Source organism: Alcanivorax sp. MD8A, from assembly GCF_002888555.1.
In the GTDB taxonomy this organism is placed as follows: domain Bacteria; phylum Pseudomonadota; class Gammaproteobacteria; order Pseudomonadales; family Alcanivoracaceae; genus Alcanivorax.
Map to the genome: position 1 here is coordinate 1 of NZ_AQOQ01000008.1, position 22,638 is coordinate 22,638.

At 58.6% G+C, this 22,638-nt stretch carries 19 protein-coding genes; 9 read left to right on the forward strand and 10 right to left on the reverse strand.

Going from position 1 to position 22,638, the window contains the following annotated elements; translation table 11 throughout:
- Positions 1–39 precede the first annotated feature (39 nt).
- The 10 genes from A15D_RS05730 to map form a co-directional block, all read right to left on the reverse strand.
- The gene (locus A15D_RS05730) at positions 40–1,638 is read right to left on the reverse strand and encodes an aldehyde dehydrogenase family protein (RefSeq protein WP_102791153.1); all 1,599 of its coding nucleotides are present in this window, start codon (positions 1,636–1,638) and stop codon (positions 40–42) included.
- A 92-nt stretch (positions 1,639–1,730) separates the two neighbouring features.
- Complete coding sequence (locus A15D_RS05735; RefSeq protein WP_102791154.1) at positions 1,731–3,836, reverse strand: FUSC family protein; 2,106 nt, start codon at positions 3,834–3,836, stop codon at positions 1,731–1,733.
- Positions 3,826–4,662 (reverse strand): HlyD family secretion protein, encoded by an 837-nt coding sequence (locus A15D_RS05740; RefSeq protein ID WP_031225970.1) that lies wholly within the window; start codon positions 4,660–4,662, stop codon positions 3,826–3,828. The genes A15D_RS05735 and A15D_RS05740 overlap by 11 nt, the downstream gene beginning before the upstream one ends.
- 14 nt (positions 4,663–4,676) lie before the next feature.
- Positions 4,677–4,877, reverse strand: a complete 201-nt coding sequence (locus A15D_RS05745) for a DUF1656 domain-containing protein (protein ID WP_022984258.1) — start codon at positions 4,875–4,877, stop codon at positions 4,677–4,679.
- 210 nt (positions 4,878–5,087) lie between these two features.
- Positions 5,088–6,221 carry a succinyl-diaminopimelate desuccinylase gene (gene dapE / locus A15D_RS05750; protein ID WP_102791155.1) on the reverse strand — a complete coding sequence of 378 codons (1,134 nt, stop codon included), beginning with the start codon at positions 6,219–6,221 and terminating at the stop codon, positions 5,088–5,090.
- A 91-nt stretch (positions 6,222–6,312) separates the two neighbouring features.
- Positions 6,313–7,347: a 2,3,4,5-tetrahydropyridine-2,6-dicarboxylate N-succinyltransferase gene (gene dapD / locus A15D_RS05755; protein WP_022984260.1), complete on the reverse strand. Its 1,035-nt coding sequence runs from the start codon at positions 7,345–7,347 to the stop codon at positions 6,313–6,315.
- Between the two features lie 35 nt (positions 7,348–7,382).
- Positions 7,383–7,730 carry an ArsC family reductase gene (locus A15D_RS05760; protein ID WP_102791156.1) on the reverse strand — a complete coding sequence of 116 codons (348 nt, stop codon included), beginning with the start codon at positions 7,728–7,730 and terminating at the stop codon, positions 7,383–7,385.
- Between the two features lie 166 nt (positions 7,731–7,896).
- The gene (dapC, locus tag A15D_RS05765) at positions 7,897–9,078 is read right to left on the reverse strand and encodes a succinyldiaminopimelate transaminase (protein WP_102791157.1); all 1,182 of its coding nucleotides are present in this window, start codon (positions 9,076–9,078) and stop codon (positions 7,897–7,899) included.
- Positions 9,079–9,081: 3 nt separating this feature from the next.
- A complete protein-coding gene (locus tag A15D_RS05770; protein WP_102791158.1) occupies positions 9,082–11,754 on the reverse strand; it encodes a [protein-PII] uridylyltransferase in 2,673 nt (890 codons plus the stop codon).
- Between the two features lie 78 nt (positions 11,755–11,832).
- Entirely contained in the window at positions 11,833–12,609 is a 777-nt protein-coding gene (map, locus tag A15D_RS05775) for a type I methionyl aminopeptidase (protein WP_022984264.1), read from the reverse strand.
- A 286-nt stretch (positions 12,610–12,895) separates the two neighbouring features.
- Between map and rpsB the strand changes: the two genes are divergently transcribed.
- From rpsB to bamA, 9 genes are all read left to right on the forward strand, one after another.
- Entirely contained in the window at positions 12,896–13,654 is a 759-nt protein-coding gene (gene rpsB, locus A15D_RS05780) for a 30S ribosomal protein S2 (RefSeq protein ID WP_022984265.1), read from the forward strand.
- Between the two features lie 62 nt (positions 13,655–13,716).
- Positions 13,717–14,595, forward strand: a complete 879-nt coding sequence (gene tsf / locus A15D_RS05785; RefSeq protein ID WP_031225973.1) for a translation elongation factor Ts — start codon at positions 13,717–13,719, stop codon at positions 14,593–14,595.
- A gap of 210 nt (positions 14,596–14,805) precedes the next feature.
- Positions 14,806–15,543, forward strand: a complete 738-nt coding sequence (gene pyrH, locus A15D_RS05790; RefSeq protein WP_199175796.1) for a UMP kinase — start codon at positions 14,806–14,808, stop codon at positions 15,541–15,543.
- Between the two features lie 31 nt (positions 15,544–15,574).
- Positions 15,575–16,132, forward strand: coding sequence for a ribosome recycling factor (frr, locus tag A15D_RS05795; RefSeq protein ID WP_022984268.1), 558 nt, complete (start codon positions 15,575–15,577; stop codon positions 16,130–16,132).
- Positions 16,133–16,200: 68 nt separating this feature from the next.
- Positions 16,201–16,983, forward strand: coding sequence for a polyprenyl diphosphate synthase (gene uppS / locus A15D_RS05800; protein WP_102791160.1), 783 nt, complete (start codon positions 16,201–16,203; stop codon positions 16,981–16,983).
- Positions 16,983–17,807: a phosphatidate cytidylyltransferase gene (locus A15D_RS05805; RefSeq protein ID WP_102791161.1), complete on the forward strand. Its 825-nt coding sequence runs from the start codon at positions 16,983–16,985 to the stop codon at positions 17,805–17,807. Before uppS ends, A15D_RS05805 begins: the two co-directional genes overlap by 1 nt.
- Positions 17,804–18,976 (forward strand): 1-deoxy-D-xylulose-5-phosphate reductoisomerase, encoded by a 1,173-nt coding sequence (ispC, locus tag A15D_RS05810; RefSeq protein ID WP_102791162.1) that lies wholly within the window; start codon positions 17,804–17,806, stop codon positions 18,974–18,976. Before A15D_RS05805 ends, ispC begins: the two co-directional genes overlap by 4 nt.
- Positions 18,970–20,277 (forward strand): RIP metalloprotease RseP, encoded by a 1,308-nt coding sequence (gene rseP / locus A15D_RS05815; RefSeq protein WP_102791163.1) that lies wholly within the window; start codon positions 18,970–18,972, stop codon positions 20,275–20,277. The genes ispC and rseP overlap by 7 nt, the downstream gene beginning before the upstream one ends.
- The gene (gene bamA, locus A15D_RS05820) at positions 20,274–22,637 is read left to right on the forward strand and encodes an outer membrane protein assembly factor BamA (protein ID WP_102791164.1); all 2,364 of its coding nucleotides are present in this window, start codon (positions 20,274–20,276) and stop codon (positions 22,635–22,637) included. The genes rseP and bamA overlap by 4 nt, the downstream gene beginning before the upstream one ends.
- The last annotated feature ends 1 nt before the right edge of the window (position 22,638 follow it).

Consider the following 22,638-nt stretch of genomic DNA (forward strand, 5'->3'; position numbering starts at 1 on the left):
TGTTAACTGTTAACTGTTAACTGTTAACTATTAACTGCCTTAATCCGTTTTCCAGCGCGTAAACATCTTCTTCACCAGGAAGGGGGTGAGTTTCAGCGAGGCGCTGAGCCACTGGGCAATGCCGCTGGGGAAGACAAACTGCATGGCGTTCTTGAGGCCGTTATAGGTGGCTTGATCGAAGGGATACCAGAAGATATTCCGTTTGGAGGGAAGGATATCCCAGTTGACCACTTTGGCCTGGGTCATCTCTTCCAGCCCTTCGGGGCCGTGGGTGCGGCCGATGCCGGACTGTTTGCCGCCGCCCCAGGGGGTTTCGGACAGGCCATGGGTATAGAGATGATCGTTGACGGTGGTGACCCCGGATTCCAGGCGGGCGGCAATGGCGCGGCCGCGCTTGTTGTCCCGGGTCCAGACGGAGGAGGTCAGTGCAAGGTGGGAATCATTGGCCTTGCGAATGGCTTCCTCTTCATTGGCCACGCGCTGAACTGCAATGACCGGGCCAAAGGTTTCATCGCAGACGGTCAGCATGTCATCAGTGACCTGGGTCAGCAGGGTGGCCGGGAAGAAGTAGCCGTTTTCCACATCGCCGACGGGGCGAGACTGGGCTTCGATTCGGGCCCCCTTGGCGAGAGCATCCTCCACGTGCTGTTGCACGGTACGCAGTTGACCTGCGGTGGTCAGACTACCGATATCCACGTCAAAGCCCTTGCAGCCAACGCCGTGACGCAGCTGTCGGGTCTTGCGGGCCATCAGCTCCACGAAGGCGTCGTAGACCGCGTCTACCACATAGATACGCTCAACGCCGCCACAGCTTTGCCCGGCATTCTGATACCCGCCCCAGGCGGCGCCGTTGGTGGCGCGCTCAAGATCGGCATCTTCCAGCACGATCATGGGATCGTTACCGCCCAGCTCCAGTGACACCGGGGTCAGGGTTTGTGCAGCCTGGGCCATCAGGGTCTTGCCGGCCGGGACACTGCCGGTAAAGAACAGTTTGTTGATCCCGTTCTCGAAGAATCCGGTGGCGACTTTTGAACCGGACCCCACCACGTGGGTGAACAGGCCTTCCGGCAGTTCACCGGCAGCGACGATCTGTTCGATAGCCCGGCCAACCGCCGGCGTGGCGGCTGCCACTTTGAGGATAATGGCGTTACCTGCCATCAGCCCCATGACGATTTCGCCAAAGGGAATGGACAGCGGATAGTTCCAGGGACTGATAATGCCAACCACACCCAGTGGCAGGCGCAACATTTCCGTTCGCTTGTTGAAGAACAGCAAGCTTCCCGGAGCCCGGCGGGAGGCTTTCAGGTGCTTTTCTGCGTTGCGTGCATACCAGTTACAGGCAAGGGCGCAGGGCAGGACTTCTGTGGCCAGGGCGTCGGTCAGGGTCTTGCCGTTGCTCTCACTGACAGTACGGGCCAGATCATCGGCCCGGTCGACAATGTAGCTGCGCATCATCTGGATATGCCGGGCTCGTTCCTTGAACGACTTGGCGGACCAGATCGCCTGGGCTTCGCGGGCACGGGCAATGATGTCTGGCAGGCGTGTCAGGTCGGTTTCGTTAAGCTCGGCCACGGCTTTACCGGTGGCGGGATTGGTATCAACCACAACACCGGGTTGCAGGGTTTCCTGAATGGTCATGGGGTGGGCTCTCTATCATGCGAAGTGCGGACTTCGCCGGGCTGAAAACGGAATCCAAGTACCTTTAGGGAAACACAGAGTAGACAGTGTGGCTAGGGCTGTATGGGCCGTTCTGTCAGGTCTCCGGGGACAATGTCCGGGTCGGTGACGCCTTCTTTCAGGCGTGTGGCCATGCGCTGGAAGGTAAGATCAATGCGCTCGAGAGCGCCGGTGATCTGCAGTTTCTGGGTGTGATTCACTCCGGCCCCTTGCAGGGCTCGCAACAGTTCAGCAGAGCGATTCAAAAACTGGCTGTCGGTCTTGCCCTGGGCGCAAAGTTGATAACCATGGGCCAGCGCATCCTGCCATTGCCCGGCGCACTCACGGACCCTGGGTGAGCTGTTTTCATGCAGGTGACTGTGGATCCAGAGTGATACCTGGCCCAGGTTCAGGCCGGTGAGCCCAAGGTCCGTGAAGTGTCGCCGGGTTTCCGGCAGGGCCTTGTCGCACACGGTCAGCCAGCGCAGGCGGTCGGCCATACGGGCGTTGAACCAGTCCTCCTGTTGCGCACGGGGGCCTTCGGTCACTCGCCTGAGATCATTGGCCGTATGACGAATCAAGCGCCTGCGCAGCCCGGCGCCGTTGGGGGGTGTGATCAGACGGAACATGAGAAACGCGATAAAAATGCCAGCGGTGATGGCCAGCCCGTTGCTGGCGACTCTGGCCACATCAAAATCCATGTCATTACCCGGCTGGACCAGAATGATGTAGGGCGTACAAAAGCCCAGACCGTAGGCGAGCGTTTCTTTCTTGCTGATTGCCAGCAGTGCGACAAACAGGGGGGCTGCCAGCACCATCAAAAGCAGTGGAAAGCTGCCGTTGGCCATGGCCAGTAGCGGCAGGGCGAAAAACAGGCTGATAGGGGTGGCCAGTACCGAGGTGAGGGTTGCCCGCTTGAGTACCAGGTCCGGCTCGGGTAACCGGGCAAACAGAATGGTGAACATCACCGGCATGACCATCAGCATGATCGCCATGGGGCTGGCGGTGCCCACCCAGAGCCCGGCAGCAATCAAAAACACCAGCGCGCTGCGCAGGCCAACGGCGGCGGCCACTTGCCAGTCGCGATAGGGTTTCAATGACGGTGGGCGCAGTTGCATCTCGCGGCTGTGGTACAGGGCACGGTTGGCTTCCAGTGCCAGGATCAGGTCGCTGGTCAGGTTCAGGGCGACCAGATAGAAACGCCGTTGCAGAGCGGGGACCGTGCTGCGTTGCGCTTTACGGGCTGTGCGAAGGGTATGGCGAAGCTGCTGGGCTTCTTCCATGGCTTGCTCGGCGGAGCGGGTTTCTCGCATGCGCAGGAACGACTGCCGCAGTTGTGTCAGGACATCACGGATTTCATCGGTGAGCAGGTCGTCATGATTGCGCATCAGGCGGCCGATCACGCGAATGCGGGCAATCAGGGACAGGGTCTTGTGACACACCATGGTTGCCGCCCTTGCTCGCCCCGGGCCCTGGCTGCCTTCATAGAAAACGGCGGAGCTGTCATCACTCAGGGCAAAGATTTCCTGCAGCAAGCTGTCCACTTGCTGGTGGCGGGTGGCGTGGGTGCCGGCAGGATTAAGCTCCAGCTCCAGATAGGCCAGCGTCTGGTTGAGGGCATTGCGGGCATGATTGCGTAGCAGGCCCGCCACATGGGCTGGCCAGAACAGATTACTGACCAGGGTGGCGCAGGTGGCGCCGAGGATGATCTCGCTGACACGGGCGGTGGCGACATGAAAGATACCAATACTGCTGGTGGCGTGGGGATTGGCTATGGAGATCACCACAATCAGTGTGGCGGTGATGCCGGCCATGGCGAAGCCGTAGATGAAATTGGCCTGACGTAGCCAGGCGGATGCGCCGGCGTTGAGACCGATCCACAGCATCAGACAGACAATGGCCAGCAGAGGGTAGGGCAGTAACCAGGCCAGAATCATCAGCCCGACGGCCCCGCCGACCAGTGTGCCGCCGATCTGGCACAGGCCTTTTTCAATCACCAGTCCGGTTTCCGGCCGAATTTGCAGAAAGACGGCAGAAATCAGAGCCCAGTAGGGGCGTTCCAGTTGCATCAGCATGGCCAGCCACAGGGCCAGTGCCATGGCGAGAATGCCCTTGAGAGCAAACAGCAGTGATTGCCGGTCTGGCGTCAGGATTGTCGCCAGTCGGGAATCAAGGGTCATCGTGTAGTCGCACGGTGGCCGTCATACCTGCAGCGATCAGCAGGTCATCGGGGACCGATTCAAGCTCGATATGGACGGGAATTCGCTGTGCCAGTCGTACCCAGTTAAAGGTTTGTTGTACCTGTGGCAGCAGTTGCTGATCGGTACGGGTGTTGGCATTGGCGATAGCCTGCCCGACGCTGGTGACCTTGCCGTTAAGGGCGTGGGCACCATTCATGAGCACTACGGTGGCAGATTGACCTACATGCACCAGCGGCAGCTTGGTTTCTTCGAAATAGCCGGTCACGTAGAAGCTGTTCTCGCGGACCATGGACAGCACGGGCTCGCCCTGTTTCACAAAGTTGCCTTCCTGAAGCGCCAGATTGGCCACCGTACCGTCGGCAGGAGCGCTGATGCGGGTGCGCTCCAGATTGAGTTTTGCACTCTCCAGTTCGGCTTCGGCCATGGCCATGTTGGCCGCCGCTTGCTGCAGGGCCAGTTGCGTTTGTTCCTGGTCGTTTTGTGTGGCTTGTTCATGTCGCTTCTGCGCGAGCTGGTAACTGGCTTGCTGATAGGCAAGGCGGGCCTCGGCCTGGGAGAGGGCAGCCAGGTAACGTCGGTCGTCGATGCGAAATAGCGGGTCGCCCTTGCGTACTTGCTGGTTGTCGCCCACGGATAGCTCAGCGACCCAGCCCGAAACGTCGGGAGACAGCGTAATGATTTCTGCCCGGACTTTACCGTCCCGGGTCCAGGGGGCATACAGGTAGTAATTCCACACCCAGTTGCCAGCAAGCAGGGCGATGATCACGGCGATGACAGTGATGAGTATGCGTAGACGTTGAGACATCAGCATCTGTGTCCTTAACTCAGCAGGCGCACTGACAGCGCCAGGTAACAGACAAACAGTGACAAATACAGCCAGGCGGCTTTCCAGATTTGTTGGTGCCAGCCGAGCAAGCGCAGTACCCACCAGGTCAGGGCCGTCAGCAATAAGCCAAGCAGTACGAATAACACCATGGGGCTGACCAGCAGGCCTCCCACGGGTATTTCATGCAGCCACATTGTTGTCCCCGGTGATCGATGTTTCACCCATGGTAGCGGATAAAGCGGGGCCGCTGTAGGCGCCCCCGCCGGTATGCGGATGTGTGCGGGTAGCTCGCTATCGGGATCGCGTGCAGGCAAGTTCTCACAGAGGCCAGGTTTCCACTGCCGATCACCTCAAACTGTCGGAGCCAGCCTGCGGGTGATGGGCTTCGAACGGGCGGTGTTGCGTCAGGCGCCGCCCATCAAATTCCCCAGCAACCGGGTATAGATTGCCGTGAGGGTATCCAGTTCGCTGATGCTGGTGTGCTCATCGACCTTGTGGATGGTGGCATTGATGGGGCCGAGTTCTACGACCTGGCTACCTGTGGGTGCGATAAAGCGCCCGTCGCTGGTACCGCCAGCGGTAGACAGTTCGGTTTCTTTGCCGGTGACGTCGCGGATGGCCGTGACGGTGGCATCCACCAGTGCGCCCCGATCGGTAAGGAACGGCTGGCCTGAAAGCGTCCAGGTCAGATCGTAGTCCAGACCATGCTTGTCCAGGATGGCCTCGGTGCGCTCACGAAGGATGGCGTCAGTCAGTTCGGTGGAAAAGCGGAAGTTGAAGATCACTTCGCAGGTACCGGGAATCACATTGGTGGCCCCGGTTCCGGCGTTGATGTTGGAGATCTGGAAACTGGTGGCTGGGAAAAAGTCATTACCCTTGTCCCATTCCGCGGCGGCCAGCTCCGCGAGAGCCGGCGCTGCATCGTGGACCGGGTTGCGTGCCAGATGTGGGTAAGCCACGTGCCCCTGGATTCCTTTGACGATCAGCCGGGCGCCCAGTGAACCCCGGCGGCCGTTCTTGATGACATCCCCCACGGTATTCGTTGAGGAAGGTTCGCCTACCAGGCAGTAGTCGATGTGTTCGTTACGTGCCTGCAGGGTTTCCACCACCTTGACCGTACCGTTGACGGAAGGGCCTTCTTCGTCAGCGGTGATCAGTAGGGCCAGGCTACCTGTGTGATTGGGGTTGGCCGCCACAAAGTCTTCAATGGCCACCATCATGGCGGCAATGGAGCCCTTCATGTCCGCTGTACCGCGCCCGTAGAGCAAGTCGCCTTCCTCGGTCGGGGTGAATGGATCGTATTTCCAGGCGGAGACATCTCCGGTCGGAACCACGTCGGTATGCCCGGCAAAGGCAAACACCGGCGCTTGTGTACCCCGGCGAGCCCACAAGTTGCGGACTTCCTCAAACCACAGGGTTTCGCATTCGAAGCCCAGCGCTTCGAGTTTCTCAATCATCCAGTCCTGACAGCCTTCATCTTCCGGGGTGACGGAGGCGCGACGGATGAGTTCCTTGGTGTAGTCGAGGGTGCGGGACATTAAATTCAGCTCCAGGCCCCAAGCCACAAGCTACAAGCCGGCAAACCCGGAAGGTCTGCTCGTGGCTTGTGACTCGTCGCTTGTCGCTGTTTTAGTTGTGCTTGTGCAGTTCGTCGTTCAGTGCGATGGCGCTTTTGTTGGTGAGGCACTGAACGGCACCGCTGATGGTGTCGCGGCGGAACAGCAGGTCGGACTTCCCGGCCAGATCACGGGCCTTGACGGTGTCGACCAGCTCGCCTTTGTCATCCATCAGTTGGACCTTTGAACCGGCAGTGATGTACAGGCCTGCCTCGACAGTGCAGCGGTCGCCGAGGGGGATGCCGGTGCCCGCATTGGCACCGAGCAGACAGCCTTCACCCAGGGAGATAATGATATTGCCGCCACCGGACAGGGTGCCCATGGTGGAGGCGCCGCCACCGATGTCGGAGCCCTTGCCTACAAATACACCGGCAGAGATTCGGCCTTCGATCATGCCGGGGCCTTCGGTGCCCGCGTTAAAGTTGATGAAACCTTCGTGCATGATGGTGGTGCCTTCGCCAACGTAGGCGCCCAGGCGAACCCGGGAGGTGTCGGCAATACGCACGCCAGCAGGGACCACGTAGTCCGTCATTTTCGGGAATTTGTCCACGCTGTTCACTTCCAGTACCTTGCCATTGAGGCGGGCCATCAGCTGGCGCTCCTGCAGCTCTTCCAGGTCTACCGCACCTTCGTTGGTCCAGGCCACGTTAGGCAGCAGTGGGAACATGCCGGCCAGGTTGACGCCGTGGGGCTTCACCAGACGGTGAGAGATCAAATGCAGCTTGAGGTAGGCTTCCGGGGTGGTGGCCGGCTCGGCATCCGTTTCCAGCACAGTCAGCACCACGGGGCGATCGCTTTCCTGGAACGCTACTGCATAGCTGGCTTCGTGCTCGAAGCCCGCCTCACGCCACTCGCGGGCAATGTGCTGGACCTGACGGTGGGTCAGTTCAATGGCGGCGTTGCCACCCTGGTAGTCCAGCTCTTCACGAATCACCTCTACCAGCTTGGCGTCCGGGTGCAGCGCCGGGTCTGGATAGTAGACTTCCAGCCAGTTGTCGTTACGGTTCTTGGTGCCGCAGCCCAGGGCGATAGCGAAATAGTTGCTCATGATGTCCTCTCATTTCTACGTCGGACGTCCGACGTTTATTTCAAAGTCTGTTGCCACTCGTCGGCATTGAAGCCGGCGGTGATGAAACTGTCGTTTTGCAGAAGCGGGCGTTTGATGACGGACGGGTTCTCCAAGGCCACGGTCACCGCTTTTTCCGTGTTCATTGTGGCCTTGATTCCATCATCGAGTTTGCGCCAGGTGGTGCCGCGCTTGTTGATCACGGTCTCCCAGCCCAGCGCTTCCAGCCATTCACGCAGGCGGTGCTCAGGAACGCCTTCTTTCTTGTAGTCGTGAAAATGGTAGGCAACCTCGTTGTCATCCAGCCATTTCATGGCTTTCTTCATGGTATCGCAGTTCTTGATGCCGAAGATGGTCAGTTCCATGTTCTTTCCTTGTTTGAGCTACAAGCCTCAAGCTGCAAGCCTCAACACGATATGTGCCGCAGTGAGCTTGAGTATTATCGCCGCGTTTCGCTGCAGTGAATGTGCGCGGAGAGGGCGTTAGGGGATCCCGCTGCCTTTAAGCGCGTTGCAGCTTGAAGCTTGAAACTCACAATGTATCCAGCAATGCCTTGATGCGTTTAGCACCCTCGATGCATTCTTCCAGCGGTGCCACCAGTGCCATTCTTATCCGCTTTTCCCCCGGGTTCTTGCCATTGACGGTGCGGGACAGGTAGCGGCCGGGAAGCACGGTGACGTTTTGTTCTGCCTGTAGCCGTTTGGCGAAATCCTCATCGCTGATAGGCGTTTTGGGCCACAGATAAAAGCCGGCCGCCGGGGCGCTAACCTTAAGGGGGCCACCGAGAATGTCCAGCACGGCATCGAATTTTTCCCGGTAGAGGGCGCGGTTTTGCTCAACATGGGCTTCGTCATTCCAGGCGGCAATACTGGCCAGCTGGTGATGAATCGGCATGGCGCAGCCGTGGTAGGTCCGATAGCGGAGAAAGCGCTTGAGCACTTCGCTGTCGCCGGCCGCAAAGCCCGAGCGCAGCCCCGGGAGGTTGGAGCGTTTGGACAGGGAATGAAAGACCACGCAGCGGCGGTAGTCGTGACGGCCCATTTCTGCACAGGCTTCCAGCAGCCCGGTGGGCGGCTTGTCACGGTAGATTTCCGAGTAACACTCATCCGAGGCGATCACAAAATCGTATTTGTCCGCCAGCTGTATCAGTGCTTTCAGTTGTGCCTTGCTGAGGGTCGCCCCGGTTGGGTTACCCGGCGTGCAGATAAACAGCAGCTGGGTTCGGGTCCAGGTGTCTTCGCTGACGGCATCAAAGTCAGGCTGCATACCCGTGCTGTCGGTGCACGGCAGGTACATGGGTTCGCCGCCAGCCAGCAGGGTGGCACCTTCGTAAATCTGATAGAACGGATTGGGCATCAGCACCAGCGGCTGCCGCTGGCGGTCGATCACTGCCTGAGTGAAGGCAAACAGTGCTTCCCGGGTGCCGTTCACCGGTAGCACCTGGCTGGCGGCATCCACTTGCTTCAGATGAAAGCGACGGGTTAGCCATTGGCCAATGGCTTCACTCAGCTCGGGAATGCCAGCGGTAGTGGGGTAGTTCGAGAGCCTGTGTGTGTTGTCCTTGAGGACTTGCTGCACAAAATCCGGCGAAGGGTGTTTCGGCTCTCCAATGGAAAGTGCAATCGGGCTCTTGTCAGAGGCAGGCAGGCCGCTGAACAGCGTTTTCAGTTTTTCAAACGGGTAGGGGTGCAACCGTTCAAGATCTGGATTCATGGTTTACTGTTTTCCGTTGTTCTTGTCGTCGAGCTCGCGGGTCAGGGCTTCCTGAAGTTCCAGGCAAAGCGCCGGGTCAGATACCGGTTCACCGTCGAGATCGGTAATAAAGAAGACGTCTTCCGCCCGTTCGCCGAGGGTGGCAATGCGGGCATTTTGCACCAACAGTTCGAAACGCATGAAAATGCGGCCGATGTGGGCGAGCAGACCGGGGCGGTCCAGGGTATGAATGTCCACGGCGGTGCGGTCGTTGACGATGTCGTTGCTGATGAGTACCTGGGTGGGGACATCAAAATGCTTGTTGCGGCGAGGCATCCGCCGGCTGACGGTACTGGCGAAGCGCTCCGGGTATTTCAGGGTTTCCGTCAGCGTCTTGCGAATCTGTTCGATACGGGCCCAGTCTTCGCCGATGGGCGTGCCGTGCTCATCCAGAACGATATAGGTATCCAGACTGAAACCGTCGGCACTGGTGATAATGCGGGCATCCATGATGGTCAGCCCAAGGGAATCGAGCGCATTCACCGTGGCACTAAACAGGTTGCGGGTGTCGGGGGTGTAAATAAAGATCTGTGAGCCACCTGCCAGCACGCTCTGGCTGGATTCGCGGATCAACACCAGCGGGTCGTTGGGGTCATCCCGGTCCAGCAGTGCTTCGGTGTGCCAGGCGATATCCCGTGGCGTTTCACGCAGAAAATATTCGTCACCGATGTTGGCCCACAGGGTTTCGATTTCCGCTGCATCATGATCCTGACCGGTCAGTAGTCGCATGGCCACATCGCGGGTTTCGTCAATCCAGTCCTGCTTCTCTACCGGGTTATTCAGGCCCCGCCGCAGTGCGCGCTTGGTTTCGGTGTACAGCTGACGGAGCAGCGAGGCGCGCCAGGAATTCCAGAGCGTCGGGTTGGTGGCATTGATATCTGCCACGGTAAGCACGTAGAGATAATCCAGATGCACCAGATCGCCCACCTTGCGGGCGAATTCGTAGACCACGTCCGGGTCGGAAATGTCCTTGCGTTGTGCCGTCACACTCATCATCAGGTGGCTTTTGACCAGCCAGGCCACCAGCTTGCCGTCCCAGGCACTCAGGCCATGGCGCTGGCAGAAGTCGATGGCATCCACCGCGCCGAGTTCAGAGTGGTCGCCACCGCGGCCCTTGGCAATGTCATGATACAGGCCTGCTGCGTAAAGCAGCTCCGGCTTGGGCAGTCGGTAGAACACTTCGCTGGCCAGCGGAAATTCGTCGCGCAGGTCCTCATAGCGCAACCGGCGCATATTTTTGATCACCAGCAGGGTGTGCGCATCGACCGTATAAATATGGAACAGGTCGTATTGCATCATGCCGATGATGCCGCCGAATTCCGGCAGGTATTTGCCGAGAATGCCGTAGCGTTTCATGCGCCGAAGTTGTGAAAACAGGGCATGAGGGCTTCGCAGAAGCTGCATGAACAAACCGGTATTGACCGGATTGTTGCGGAATGCCTCGTCAATCTGTCGCCGGTTGTAGATCAGGGCCCGAACAGTGGACGCCCGGATACCTTTCAGGTCCGGGTTTTGAGCCATCAGGACAAAGGTTTCGAGCAGGGCCGAGGGGCTCTTTTCGAAGACGTCGTCACTGGTGATTTCCAGGTAATCGTTACGGACCTGAAAACGACGGTTCAGGGGGCGGACCTTTTCGGGGTCGTCGCAGCGCAGGATCACCTCATCGAAAAGCTGCAGCAGCATTTCGTTGAGCACCGACATGGCCAGCGCCACGCGATAAAAGCCTTTCATGAAATGTTCGACGGCCAGATTGGCGCTGGAATCTTCATGGCCCAGGCGGTCGGCGAGCTGGCGTTGGTGATCGAACAGCAGGCGGTTTTCACTTCGCCCGGTCAGGACGTGTAGCTGCCAGCGAACTTCCCAGAGGTAGTCCAGGCATTTGCGCAGCACGGCGTATTCTTCCTTGGTCAGGAACCCGGCATCGACCAGGGCTTCAAGGCTGTCTGCATTGAAATGACGTTTGGCGACCCAGGCAATCATCTGTATGTCGCGCAGGCCTCCCGGGGCATTCTTGAGATCCGGCTCCAGATTGTATTCGGTGTCATTGAAGCGCTTGTGGCGGGCAACCTGCTCCTCCCACTTGGCGGCAAAGAAGGCGGCGGAGTCCCACATGTGCTCCGGGCCGGTTCGCACTTCCAGTTGCTCGCGCAGACGGTCTTCCCCGGCCAGGGTGCGGGCTTCCATGATATTGGTGGCTACAGTGATGTCGTCACGAGCCAGATCCACGCATTCGTCCAGGGTGCGCACCGCATGGCCAATTTCAAGGCCGATATCCCACAGGAAAGCGACAAAACGTTCCAGGCAGTCACACACAGACTGTTCGGGGGTGTCTGCGAGTAACACCAGCAGGTCTACATCGGAGCAGGGGTGTAACTCTCCACGGCCGTAGCCGCCAACGGCAACGAGGGCTACATCGTCGCGCTGCGCCAGCCCGAACAGGGCCCAGGCGCCCACCATGACCTGATCCACCAGTTGGGAGCGGGCATGCACCAGATCGGTAATGTCGGCGACCTCAAAGGCCTGATTGAGTCGCTCCTGACCTTGTTCCAGATACTGGCGGGCATATTGGCCGGGCTGGGCGCTTTCCTGCAGGGCGTCCAGTAGTTGTTGCTGGGTCAGTGCCGGTGAAAGCTGCATGGAGATCCTGTGTGGTTGGGCTGGCGGGCAGCGGTACTGTGTAAATGCAGGTACCGTGCCGCTCGCCAGCTGCAGGCGTCAGTAAAGGTCGTTTTCTTCGTTGCGGGCGGTCAGCACCTGGTAACCGTCGGCAGTGACGGCGATGGTGTGTTCCCACTGGGCGGAGAGCTTGCGGTCCTTGGTGACCACCGTCCAGCCATCGGGCAACAGTTTGTTGGCGGCCTTGCCGGCGTTGATCATGGGTTCAATGGTAAAGACCATGCCTTCTTGCAGTTCCAGCCCGGTATCGGGCTTGCCGTAATGCAATACCTGGGGTTCCTCATGGAAGCCTTCGCCAATGCCGTGGCCACAGTACTCGCGAACCACCGAGAAACGCTCGCCTTCAGCCATCTTCTGGATTCGGTGCCCGATATCGCCCAGCCGCACGCCCGGCTTGACCATGCGAATGCCCGCCATCATGCATTCACGGGTAGTGTCGACCAGTCGGCGCGCCAGCACGGAGGGCTCGCCGACAAAGAACATCTTGGACGTGTCGCCATGCCAGCCATCTTTGATGACGGTGACATCAATATTGATGATATCGCCGCTTTTCAGGGCCTTGCGGTCGTTGGGGATGCCGTGGCAGACCACGTGGTTGACCGAGGTACAAATGGACTTGGGAAAACCCCGGTAACCCAGGCAGGCAGGGATGGCATGCTGCTTGTTGACGATATGGTCATGGCAGATGCGGTCCAGTTCCTCGGTGGTGACCCCCGGTTTGACGTGCTCGCCGATCATTTCAAGGACTTCAGCGGCCAGCTTGCCCGCTTCGCGCATTTTGGCGATCTGTTCGGGGGTTTTGATGACGACATTCATGAGACTTGGAGAAACTCCTGCGTTTTCAGTGTGTTGGGCAGTTTGCGGTGGGGCGCCTTCAGGCCCCAATGGCGCCTTTGGCGTTGCCTGACCGGGGCGGCTGTGGTATAAAGCGCGCGCTTTCCTGCACCAGCGGTAACGGTCACGCATTGTAACCGCCGGAATCAGGGAAGGAAATCACACATGCCCCGACACATAGCCCTGGGTGCCTGAAATTTCCCTATGGAAGCAACAGGTTGGGTTTATGCGGGGGCGTGGAGGCCTAACCCAAAGTGGAGTATTAACAATGTCCAGCGTAACTATGCGCGATATGCTGAAGGCCGGTGTGCACTTCGGCCACCAGACCCGTTACTGGAACCCGAAGATGAACACCTACATCTTTGGCGCCCGTAACAAGATTCACATCATCAATCTGGAAAAGACCCTGCCTCTGTTCAACGACGCCATGTCGTTCCTGAACAAGCTGGCTGCCAGCAACAACAAGATTCTGTTCGTAGGCACCAAGCGTGCCGCGCAGAAGGCGGTTCGTGAAGAAGCCCTTCGTGCCGGTATGCCCTACGTCGATCACCGTTGGTTGGGCGGCATGCTCACCAACTGGAAAACCATTCGTCAGTCCATCAAGCGTTATCGTGACCTGGAAGCACAATCCCAGGACGGTACCTTTGACAAGCTGACCAAAAAAGAAGCGCTGATGCGCAAGCGTGAGATGGACAAGCTCGAGCGTTCCATCGGCGGTATCAAGGACATGGGCGGTCTGCCCGATGCCCTGTTCGTGATCGACGTTGATCACGAAGACATCGCGCTGCAGGAAGCCCGCAAACTGGGTATTCCGGTTGTTGCCGTTGTCGATACCAACTCCAACCCGGATGGCGTTGATTACGTGATCCCGGGTAACGATGACGCCATCCGCGCCATCCAGCTGTACGTGAAAGCGGCAGCTGACACCATTCTGGAAGGCAAGCAGTACGCCCAGACCCAGGGTGGCGGTGAAAGCGAATTCGTCGAGGTAGAAGACGAAGCTGAAGGCGAAAAAGCCGAAGGCTGATCTGTCCGGGCAGGCGCGAGCCTGCCCGTCTTACCGAAACTAACAGGTTTGAGAGGATAATCATGGCTGCTGTAACTGCTGCAATGGTTAAAGAGCTTCGCGAGCGTACCGGTCTTGGCATGATGGAGTGCAAGAAGGCGCTGGTAGAAGCCGATGGCGATATCGAGCTGGCCATCGAAGAGATGCGCAAATCCGGCCAGGCCAAAGCGGCCAAGAAAGCCGGTCGTACCGCTGCCGAAGGCGCGGTTGTTGTTGCTACCAGCGATGACAACAAGACTGCCGTAATGGTAGAGATCAACTCCGAAACCGATTTCGTTGCCCGTGACGACAACTTCCTTGGCTTTGCCAACAAGGTGGCTGCGGCTGCCCTGGCTGCCGGTGAAACCGATGCGGCCAAGATCGCTGAGCTGAAGCTGGAAGATGGCGCGACTGTCGAAGAGACTCGTCAGGCGCTGGTTCAGAAAATCGGTGAAAACATCCAGGTTCGTCGTGCTGCCAAGCTGCAGGCCGAAGGCGCTATTGGTGCCTACGTTCACGGCGGCAAAATCGGCGTTCTGGTTTCCCTGAACGGTGGTGACGCCGAGCTGGGTAAAGATGTTGCCATGCACGTGGCTGCGGTTAACCCGATGGTGGTTAGCGGCGATCAGGTACCGGCTGAGGTTCTCGAGAAAGAGAAAGAAATCATCCGTGCCCAGCCTGACATGGAAGGCAAGCCGGCTGAGATCGTCGAGAAAATGCTGGGCGGTCGTATCAACAAGTTCCTGAAGGAAGTGAGCCTGCTGGATCAGCCCTTCGTTAAGGATCCGAATACCTCTGTTGGTGCCCTGGTGAAGGGTGCTGGTGCCGAAATCGCCGCGTTTGAGCGTCTAGTGGTGGGTGAAGGTATCGAGAAAGAAGAAGTCGATTTCGCTGCTGAGGTTCAGGCTGCGGCCAAGGGCTGAGGTTAGCGTCATTCGATGCTGAAAACGCCTTGCTGGATTACCAGCAGGGCGTTTTTTTCGCCTGTCGGCCGGGTGCGGGCAGGGGAAATGAGGAAAGTGCTTGCAACCACCGTGCTTGGCGGTAGCCTGCTAGCAGGGTGGAAAACGAGGCCGGTAACGGCAGTCACATTTGGATGATGGCGGGTTTTCATGAGTGGCGGAGAGTTAGAAATGCCGACAAACAAGGAGCGCTCGCCGCGCTACAACCGTATTTTGCTGAAGCTTAGCGGTGAAGCGCTGGCGGGAGAAGAAGGATTCGGGATTGACCCGAAGGTGCTGGACGCGATTTCGCTGGAAATCGGCCAGCTGGTTGGCATTGGTGTGCAGGTTGGCCTGGTGGTCGGTGGTGGCAACCTGTTCCGCGGCGCGGCCTTGCAGAGTGCGGGCCTGGACCGGGTGGCCGGTGATCATATGGGGATGCTGGCCACCGTAATGAACGGCCTGGCCCTGCGTGATGCGCTTGAACGCTCGAACATCCGCACCCGCCTGATGTCCGCGATCCCCATGAGCGGGGTGGTGGAGCACTACGACCACCGCAACGCAAACCGCCACCTCAAAAATGGTGAAGTGGTGATTTTCTGTGCGGGTACGGGCAATCCGTTTTTCACAACTGACTCAGCGGCTTGCCTGCGCGGCATCGAAATCAATGCCGATGTAGTGCTTAAGGCGACCAAGGTAGATGGCGTCTATAATGATGATCCGGCCAAGAACCCGGATGCGGTCAAATATGACGTATTGACCTACGACGAAGTGCTGGATAAAAAACTGGGCGTCATGGATCTCACGGCCATTTGCCTGTGTCGTGACCACTCCATGCCGCTGCGTGTGTTTGACATGAACAAGAAGGGTGCCTTGCTCAATCTGATGCTGGGCGAGAACGAAGGCACCCTGGTAGAAGCTGCGGAATAAGCAGCACCTGTACAGAAGGTGAGGAACTACGGTGATTGACGATATTCGCAAAGATGCGGAATCCCGCATGAAGAAGAGCCTGGACGCCCTGGATACGGCCATGAAGCGTATCCGTACCGGCCGTGCGCACCCCAGTCTGCTGGATAACATTACGGTGGATTACTACGGTGCCGAAACCCCGCTGAAGCAGCTGGGCAACATTTCCGTGGAAGAAGGGCGTACCTTGACCGTGTCGCCGTTCGACAAGACGCTGATCCCGCAGATCGAGAAAGCCATCATGGTGTCGGATCTGGGGCTTAACCCGTCCACGTCCGGCGATCTGATCCGGCTGCCGCTGCCGCCGTTGACCGAGGAAACCCGCCGGGATCTCGTGAAAGTGGTTCGCGCAGAAGCGGAGCAGGCACGAGTCTCCATCCGTAACATCCGCCGTGATGCCAACAGCGACCTGAAAGAGCTGCTCAAAGAGAAGGAAATCTCTGAAGATGAGCAGCGTCGTGGCGAAGAGCAGATTCAACAGCTCACCGACAAGATGGTGGCGGAAGTCGAGAAAGTCCTGAAAGAGAAAGAAGAAGAATTGATGACCGTTTGAGTCATGGGTTCAGATAACCGTTGTACCTGCGGGCTGCGTGTCAGCCCGCTTTTATTTTTGGATGCAGTATGGCCAGTGACCAGCCCCAATCCGGCGCGCCAGATATCGATTCGCATCAGGGCGTGATTCCCCGTCATGTGGCCATCATCATGGATGGCAATAACCGCTGGGCTCGCAAACGCGGCCTGCCGGGTGAAGAGGGGCACCGGGCCGGTGAGCAGGCGGTACAAACCATTATCCGCCAGGCGGCAACCCGGGGTGTTGAGGCCCTGACACTGTTTGCGTTCAGCTCGGAGAACTGGCGTCGCCCCCAGGCCGAGGTGAATCATCTCATGGCCCTGTTCCTGAAGGCGTTGGGTGGCCGGGTGGACGAGCTGCACGGCAATGACGTGCGGATTCGTTTTATCGGCGATCGAAGTGCTTTTTCCGGGGACCTTCAGGCCGGGATGCGTGAGGCCGAAGAGAAAACCGCAACCAATCAGCGCATGACGGTATGCATTGCTGTCAATTACGGCGGGCAGTGGGACATTACCCAGGCGGCCCGGCAGCTGGCCTCACAGGTTGCGGCTGGTGAGCTACAGCCTGAGGCGATTACGGATGAGCTGTTGGGCTCCCATATTTCCATGGCGGACCTGCCGCTTCCTGATTTGCTGATCCGCACGGGTGGTGACCAGCGCATCAGCAACTTTCTGCTTTGGCAACTGGCCTATAGTGAGCTGTGTTTTTCACCGCTGTTGTGGCCTGATTTCGATGCGCAAGCCTTTGACGCCGCACTGCAGGATTATGCCGGCCGTCAGCGCCGTTTTGGCCGCTCCGGTGAGGAAGTGGCCAGCCTGAAAGGAGAACAATAATGCTCAAACAGCGGGTGATCACCGCGCTGGTGTTGCTGCCCATCGTACTGGGCGCGGTCTTCGGTCTCGACCGGCTTCCCTTTGCTATTGTCGCCGGGCTTTTCTTTGCGGTTGCGGGCTGGGAATGGTCTGCCCTGATGGGCAAGGTTGGACTGGTGTTTCGGTTACTGTGGACCGCTGTTCTGGTCCTTGCCATGGCGGCCGCTGAATTCTGGCAGCCAGCCTGGTTGCTGAATGCGATGCCGGTGTGGTGGGTATTGGCATTGGTGCTGGTGGTGGGGTACCCGGGCAATGCAGGGTTCTGGTATCGCCCCTGGCTGATGGCGCCTGTTGGCTTGCTGCTGCTGGTGCCCTCATGGGGCGCGGTTGTGCAACTTCAGGCCGCCGGCGCGCTAGGGTTGGCCGGGCCATATGCATTACTGTTTATTCTGCTATGGGTGTGGGCTGCGGATACTGGTGCCTACTTTGCTGGCCGGGCCATGGGCAAGCACAAGCTGGCGCCACTGGTGAGCCCGGGCAAGACCATTGAAGGCTTGATCGGTGGTGTGGCTCTGGCGTTGCTGGTTGTGGCCGGGGTGTTTGCGACAGGGCTGCTGGAGGCCAATCTGGTTCCCTTGATGGCGGTGGCGCTGATGACGGTGCTGGCGTCCGCTCTGGGTGACTTGTTTGAAAGCATGGTCAAGCGTCAGCGTGGTTTCAAGGATAGTGGCACCATTCTGCCTGGCCACGGAGGCATGCTCGACCGTATCGACAGTGTGACGGCGGCCATGCCCATCGCGCTTGCCGGATTTAACTGGTTCGGGCTGCCGGGAGGCAGTTTGTGACACAGCACATTACGGTGCTGGGTGCCACGGGCAGTATTGGCCAGCAGACGCTGGACGTGGTGGCCCGGCACCCTGACCGCTATCGTATTTTTGCCCTGACTGCGGCCACCCGCTGGCGGCGTTTGGCAGAACAATGTCTGGCCAGTGGCGCCCGTTATGCGGCCATGACAGACCCTGTAGCGGCAGAGCAGCTGCGGAACCATCTACAGGCAGTCGGGTCGGATACAGAGGTGCTGGCCGGCGAAGAAGCCCTGATGGCGCTTGCCGCTCATGAGCAGGCAGATACTGTTGTTGCTGCAATTGTTGGTGCAGCAGGGGTCAGGCCCACTCTTGCGGCGGTAGAGAAGGGCAAGCGGGTATTGCTGGCCAACAAGGAAGCCCTGGTGGTTACCGGTTCTCTCTTCATGGATGCGGTAAAGCGCCACGGCGCGACCCTGTTACCGCTGGACTCCGAGCACAACGCCATTTTTCAGTGCTTGCCGGAGGGCGGCGTGGATGGCGGGGTGGAGCGGTTGTTGCTGACCGCCTCTGGCGGGCCCTTTCGTACCTTTACGTCGCAGCAGCTGGCGCAAGTCACCCCGGCGATGGCGGTCAAGCATCCTAACTGGGATATGGGGCCGAAGATTTCGGTGGATTCCGCTACCCTGATGAACAAGGGGCTGGAGTTTATCGAGGCTTGCTGGCTGTTTGATGTCACGCCTGAACAGATTGAGGTGGTAGTGCACCCGCAAAGTGTGGTGCATTCCATGGTCGCTTACCGGGATGGGTCCGTGCTGGCGCAGATGGGGACACCCGATATGCGTACTCCCATTGCCTGTGGGTTGTCCTGGCCTGAGCGGGTGGAATCCGGGGCACAACGACTGGACTTTACCCGGCTCGCCGGGCTGGATTTTGAAGCGCCAGATACAGCGCGTTTCCCTTGCCTTTCACTGGCCCGGGCGGCCATGGAGAGCGGTGGCACGGCAACTGCCGTGTTGAATGCGGCCAACGAAGAAGCGGTGGCGGCCTTCCTGGCCGGCAAACTGGATTTTATGGGTATTCCCGCGGTGGTGGAGCAGGCGCTGGAGCGCCAGGCAGCACCCGTTTGCGGGGATGTGGATGCGGTGATGGAGATTGATCGTCAGGCCCGCGGGTTGGCGGGGCGATTGATTGAGGAGCGCGGATGCTGACGGTTCTGGCTTTTGTCGTCACCATCGTCATTATTGTGGCCTTCCATGAGTGGGGCCACTTTCTTGCCATGCGCGCCTTTGGTGTGCGCGTGCTGACCTTTTCTGTGGGTTTTGGCCCCAAGATCTTGCGTTTTACCGACAAGAAGGGCACCGAGTGGGTGATCAGTGCCATCCCGCTTGGGGGTTACGTAAAACCGTTGGATGCCCGGGAAGATGAAACCGCCGAGGGCGATGCCGGTGAGTTTTCTTCCAAGCCTGCCTGGCAACGCGTGATTACCTATGCGGCCGGGCCGGTGTTCAACTTTATTCTCGCGGTTTTGATCTATTGGGTGCTGTTGGCCAGTTACGGCCAGAGTGGCATGCGCGCGGTTGTCGGCCCGGTTGAGCCCGGCTCTGTCGCCGAGCAGGCCGGTTTTCAGCCGGGGGACACCATCGAGTCTGTGGGTGAGGTGTCGTTGCGCGGCTGGCAACCGTTCTACTACGAAATGATTCAGCATCTGGGCGAACCTGAGCCGCTGGCCGTGACGGTGACGACGGCGAAGGGGCAGAAACAGGTGCGTGAACTGGATATCTCACCCTGGACAGCGGACCTGGAAACGCCGCCGCTGGAAGCGCTGGGTATCCGCCAGGCGGTGTTGATAGGGGAGATCCTTGAAGACGGTGCAGCGGATCAGGCAGGCTTGCGCAGCGACGATCTTGTCCTTGCACTGCAAGGTGAGCCCGTCACGGGCTGGAAGCCCTGGCAGGAAACCATCATGGCCGCGCCTGGTGAGGCTCTGACCCTGCAAGTGCTGCGTGAGGGCCGGGCCGTCGCGCTGACGGTGGTGCCTCAGGCTGTGACCGAGCAGGGGCGGACCTTTGGCCGAATCGGTGTGGGTCCAGGCGGCATTTATCAGGAAGAGTTCAGCCTGTTAACGGCGATTCCCGGTTCCCTGGCCCGTTTTGGGGAGCAGGTGGATGTGGTCTGGGCAAGCCTGGTGAAATTGGTGACCGGCAAACTGTCTCTGGACAATATTGGCGGGCCGATCACCATTGCAGAAGTGGCCGGAGAGAGTGCGGCTTACGGCATGGCCAGTTTTCTGGCATTACTGGCTTATCTGAGCATTACTCTCGGTGTTATCAACCTGCTGCCGGTGCCGATGTTGGATGGTGGCTGGATTTTCTTTGGAATCATTGAAATGATTCGCGGTCGCAGTTTACCTGAGCGCTTTTTGCTGGCCGCTCAGGGTGTTGGGCTGACACTGGTGATTAGCTTCATGGTATTGGCGATCTACAACGACTTGGTGAAGCAGTTTTCATGAGATTTGGGGACTTCCTGATTCGTCTCTTTAAAGGGACGGTGGCAATGGCATGCCTACTGATGGCGCCATGGGTAAATGCGCAAGATCAATTGCCGTTTCGCGTACACGATATCCGGGTAGAGGGGCTACAGCGCCTGCCCGTGGAGCGTGTCTATTCCGAATTGCCGATTCAAGCGGGCGATACCGTCGACCGCGATGACGTGGTGAATGCGGTGCAGGCCCTGTTTGCCTCTGGCAATTTCGAAGATGTGCAGCTGGGGCGAGATGGTGATGATCTGGTAGTGGTGGTCGCCGAACGGCCCAGCATTGCCAAGATCGAGCTTTCTGGTAACAAGTCCATTGACGAAGAAAACCTTCGCAAGGGGCTCACCGAGGCCGGGCTTGCCGAAGGTGAGGTGTTTCAGCGCTCAACCCTGCAGGCCATTGCCGGCGAACTGGAGCGTCAATATGTGAGTCAGGGCCGCTATGGCGCTGACATCAAGACAGAATCCGTGGCACTGCCCCGTAACCGGGTTGCTCTCAAAATCGAGATTTATGAGGGTAAGGCGGCGCGAATTCGTGACATCAACATCGTTGGTAACCAGTTGTTTGATGATGAAGAGCTGCTCAAGGACTTTGAGCTGCATTCCACGGGCTTCTGGTCATTCATCAAGGGCGATGACAAATATTCCCGCGAGAAGCTGAGTGGGGATCTTGAACGTCTGTCTTCCTATTATCTCGACCGTGGTTACATCAACTTCTCGATTGAATCCACCCAGGTTTCCGTAACGCCTGACCGCCGTAGCGTGTTTATCACTGTCAACGTGGCAGAAGGCGAGCAGTACACGGTTAACGAAGTGAACCTGGCGGGCGATCTGGTGGTGGATGAGGACCAGTTGAAGCCGCTGATTATCGTCAAGAAGGGCCAGGTCTTCAGCCAGCAGTTGCTGACCTACACCAACGACCTGATCAAGCGCCGACTGGGTAACGAGGGGTATACCTTCGCCGAGGTGAAGGGCAGGGACCACAACCCGGACGATGAAAACCGTACCGTAGACGTGACCTTCTACGTGGACCCGGGCCGCAAGGTGTATGTCCGCCGGATCAACTTCTCTGGCAACGCGAAGACGGAAGATGAAGTTCTGCGTCGGGAGTTACGTCAGTTCGAGAAGGCGCCGGCGAATACCTCACTGGTGGATCTCTCCCGGCAACGGCTCCAGCGCCTTGGGTATTTCAGTGTAGTGCAAGCGGATACGCCGCGGGTGCCGAATTCAGATGATCTGGTCGATGTGGACTACCAGGTCGAAGAGCAACCCTCGGGCTCCATTGGCGCCAATGTGGGTTATTCCGATGCGTCCGGGTTTATCTTTGGCGCTAACGTTACCCAGAATAACTGGCGCGGTAGCGGTAACCGGGTCTCCTTTGCCCTGAGCCGTTCTGATATCCGTGATTCCTACAGCTTCTCGCATTACAACCCGTACTACACGCTGGATGGGGTAAGTCGGGGCTTCAGCCTGTTCTATTCTGAAATCGATTTTGATGAGACCACGGTGGCATCCTATGCCGCAGATCGTCTGGGGGGCTCGGTCACCTTTGGCTACCCGATCTCTGAATATTCCCGGTTGAGCTTTGGTGGCACCTACGAGCGCACTGATATCACCACCGGCGACTTCGTGGCGGTCGATATCTACAACTTCCTGATCAAGGAAGGCACCCAGTTCGACGAATACAAGTTCAATGCCTCGGTTTCGACCAGTACGCTGAACCGCGGGATTCTTCCCGACCGGGGCTGGTCCAGCACCCTTGGTCTGGAAGTGGCGGTGCCTGGCTCGGATTATGGCTTCTACCGGGTCAACTGGACCGGGCAAAAGTACTTCCCGATCAGCCAGAACTGGACCTTGCGGGCCCGTTCGGACATTGCCTACGGTGATGGCTATGGTGATGACGAAGTGCTGCCATTCTTCGAGAACTACTATTCGGGCGGCATCGGCTCGGTGCGTGGCTATGAGTCCCGCTCGCTGGGGCCCCGTTCAGAAGGGCTTAGCTACTTCCTGAATGGCACCACAGACCCGGACCCGGATCCGATCGGGGGTAACCTGCTGACGGAGGCCAGCCTTGAGCTGATTTTCCCAACGCCTTTTGCCCCGGAATCCCGTAGTGTGAGAACCTTCCTGTTCGTTGACGCGGGTAACGTGTTTGAAACCGAACGTGATGATATTTTTGCGGACTTCGAGCCGCAGGACATTCGTACTTCTGCCGGTATCGGCCTGAGCTGGCTGACGGCCATTGGTCCGTTGAGCTTTAACCTCGCCAAGGCGCTCAATGACCAGCCAGGCGACGACACAGAAGTATTCCAGTTTTCTTTGGGACAGACTTTCTAGG

Bases quoted from the DNA above. Each gene is read 5' to 3' on its own strand.
- A15D_RS05730 (WP_102791153.1), bottom strand. From the start codon at position 1,638: ATGACCATTCAGGAAACCCTGCAACCCGGTGTTGTGGTTGATACCAAT.
- A15D_RS05735 (WP_102791154.1), bottom strand. From the start codon at position 3,836: ATGACCCTTGATTCCCGACTGGCGACAATCCTGACGCCAGACCGGCAA.
- A15D_RS05740 (WP_031225970.1), bottom strand. From the start codon at position 4,662: ATGTCTCAACGTCTACGCATACTCATCACTGTCATCGCCGTGATCATC.
- A15D_RS05745 (WP_022984258.1), bottom strand. From the start codon at position 4,877: ATGTGGCTGCATGAAATACCCGTGGGAGGCCTGCTGGTCAGCCCCATG.
- dapE (WP_102791155.1), bottom strand. From the start codon at position 6,221: ATGTCCCGCACCCTCGACTACACCAAGGAACTCATCCGTCGCGCCTCC.
- dapD (WP_022984260.1), bottom strand. From the start codon at position 7,347: ATGAGCAACTATTTCGCTATCGCCCTGGGCTGCGGCACCAAGAACCGT.
- A15D_RS05760 (WP_102791156.1), bottom strand. From the start codon at position 7,730: ATGGAACTGACCATCTTCGGCATCAAGAACTGCGATACCATGAAGAAA.
- dapC (WP_102791157.1), bottom strand. From the start codon at position 9,078: ATGAATCCAGATCTTGAACGGTTGCACCCCTACCCGTTTGAAAAACTG.
- A15D_RS05770 (WP_102791158.1), bottom strand. From the start codon at position 11,754: ATGCAGCTTTCACCGGCACTGACCCAGCAACAACTACTGGACGCCCTG.
- map (WP_022984264.1), bottom strand. From the start codon at position 12,609: ATGAATGTCGTCATCAAAACCCCCGAACAGATCGCCAAAATGCGCGAA.
- rpsB (WP_022984265.1), top strand. From the start codon at position 12,896: ATGTCCAGCGTAACTATGCGCGATATGCTGAAGGCCGGTGTGCACTTC.
- tsf (WP_031225973.1), top strand. From the start codon at position 13,717: ATGGCTGCTGTAACTGCTGCAATGGTTAAAGAGCTTCGCGAGCGTACC.
- pyrH (WP_199175796.1), top strand. From the start codon at position 14,806: ATGCCGACAAACAAGGAGCGCTCGCCGCGCTACAACCGTATTTTGCTG.
- uppS (WP_102791160.1), top strand. From the start codon at position 16,201: ATGGCCAGTGACCAGCCCCAATCCGGCGCGCCAGATATCGATTCGCAT.
- A15D_RS05805 (WP_102791161.1), top strand. From the start codon at position 16,983: ATGCTCAAACAGCGGGTGATCACCGCGCTGGTGTTGCTGCCCATCGTA.
- rseP (WP_102791163.1), top strand. From the start codon at position 18,970: ATGCTGACGGTTCTGGCTTTTGTCGTCACCATCGTCATTATTGTGGCC.
- bamA (WP_102791164.1), top strand. From the start codon at position 20,274: ATGAGATTTGGGGACTTCCTGATTCGTCTCTTTAAAGGGACGGTGGCA.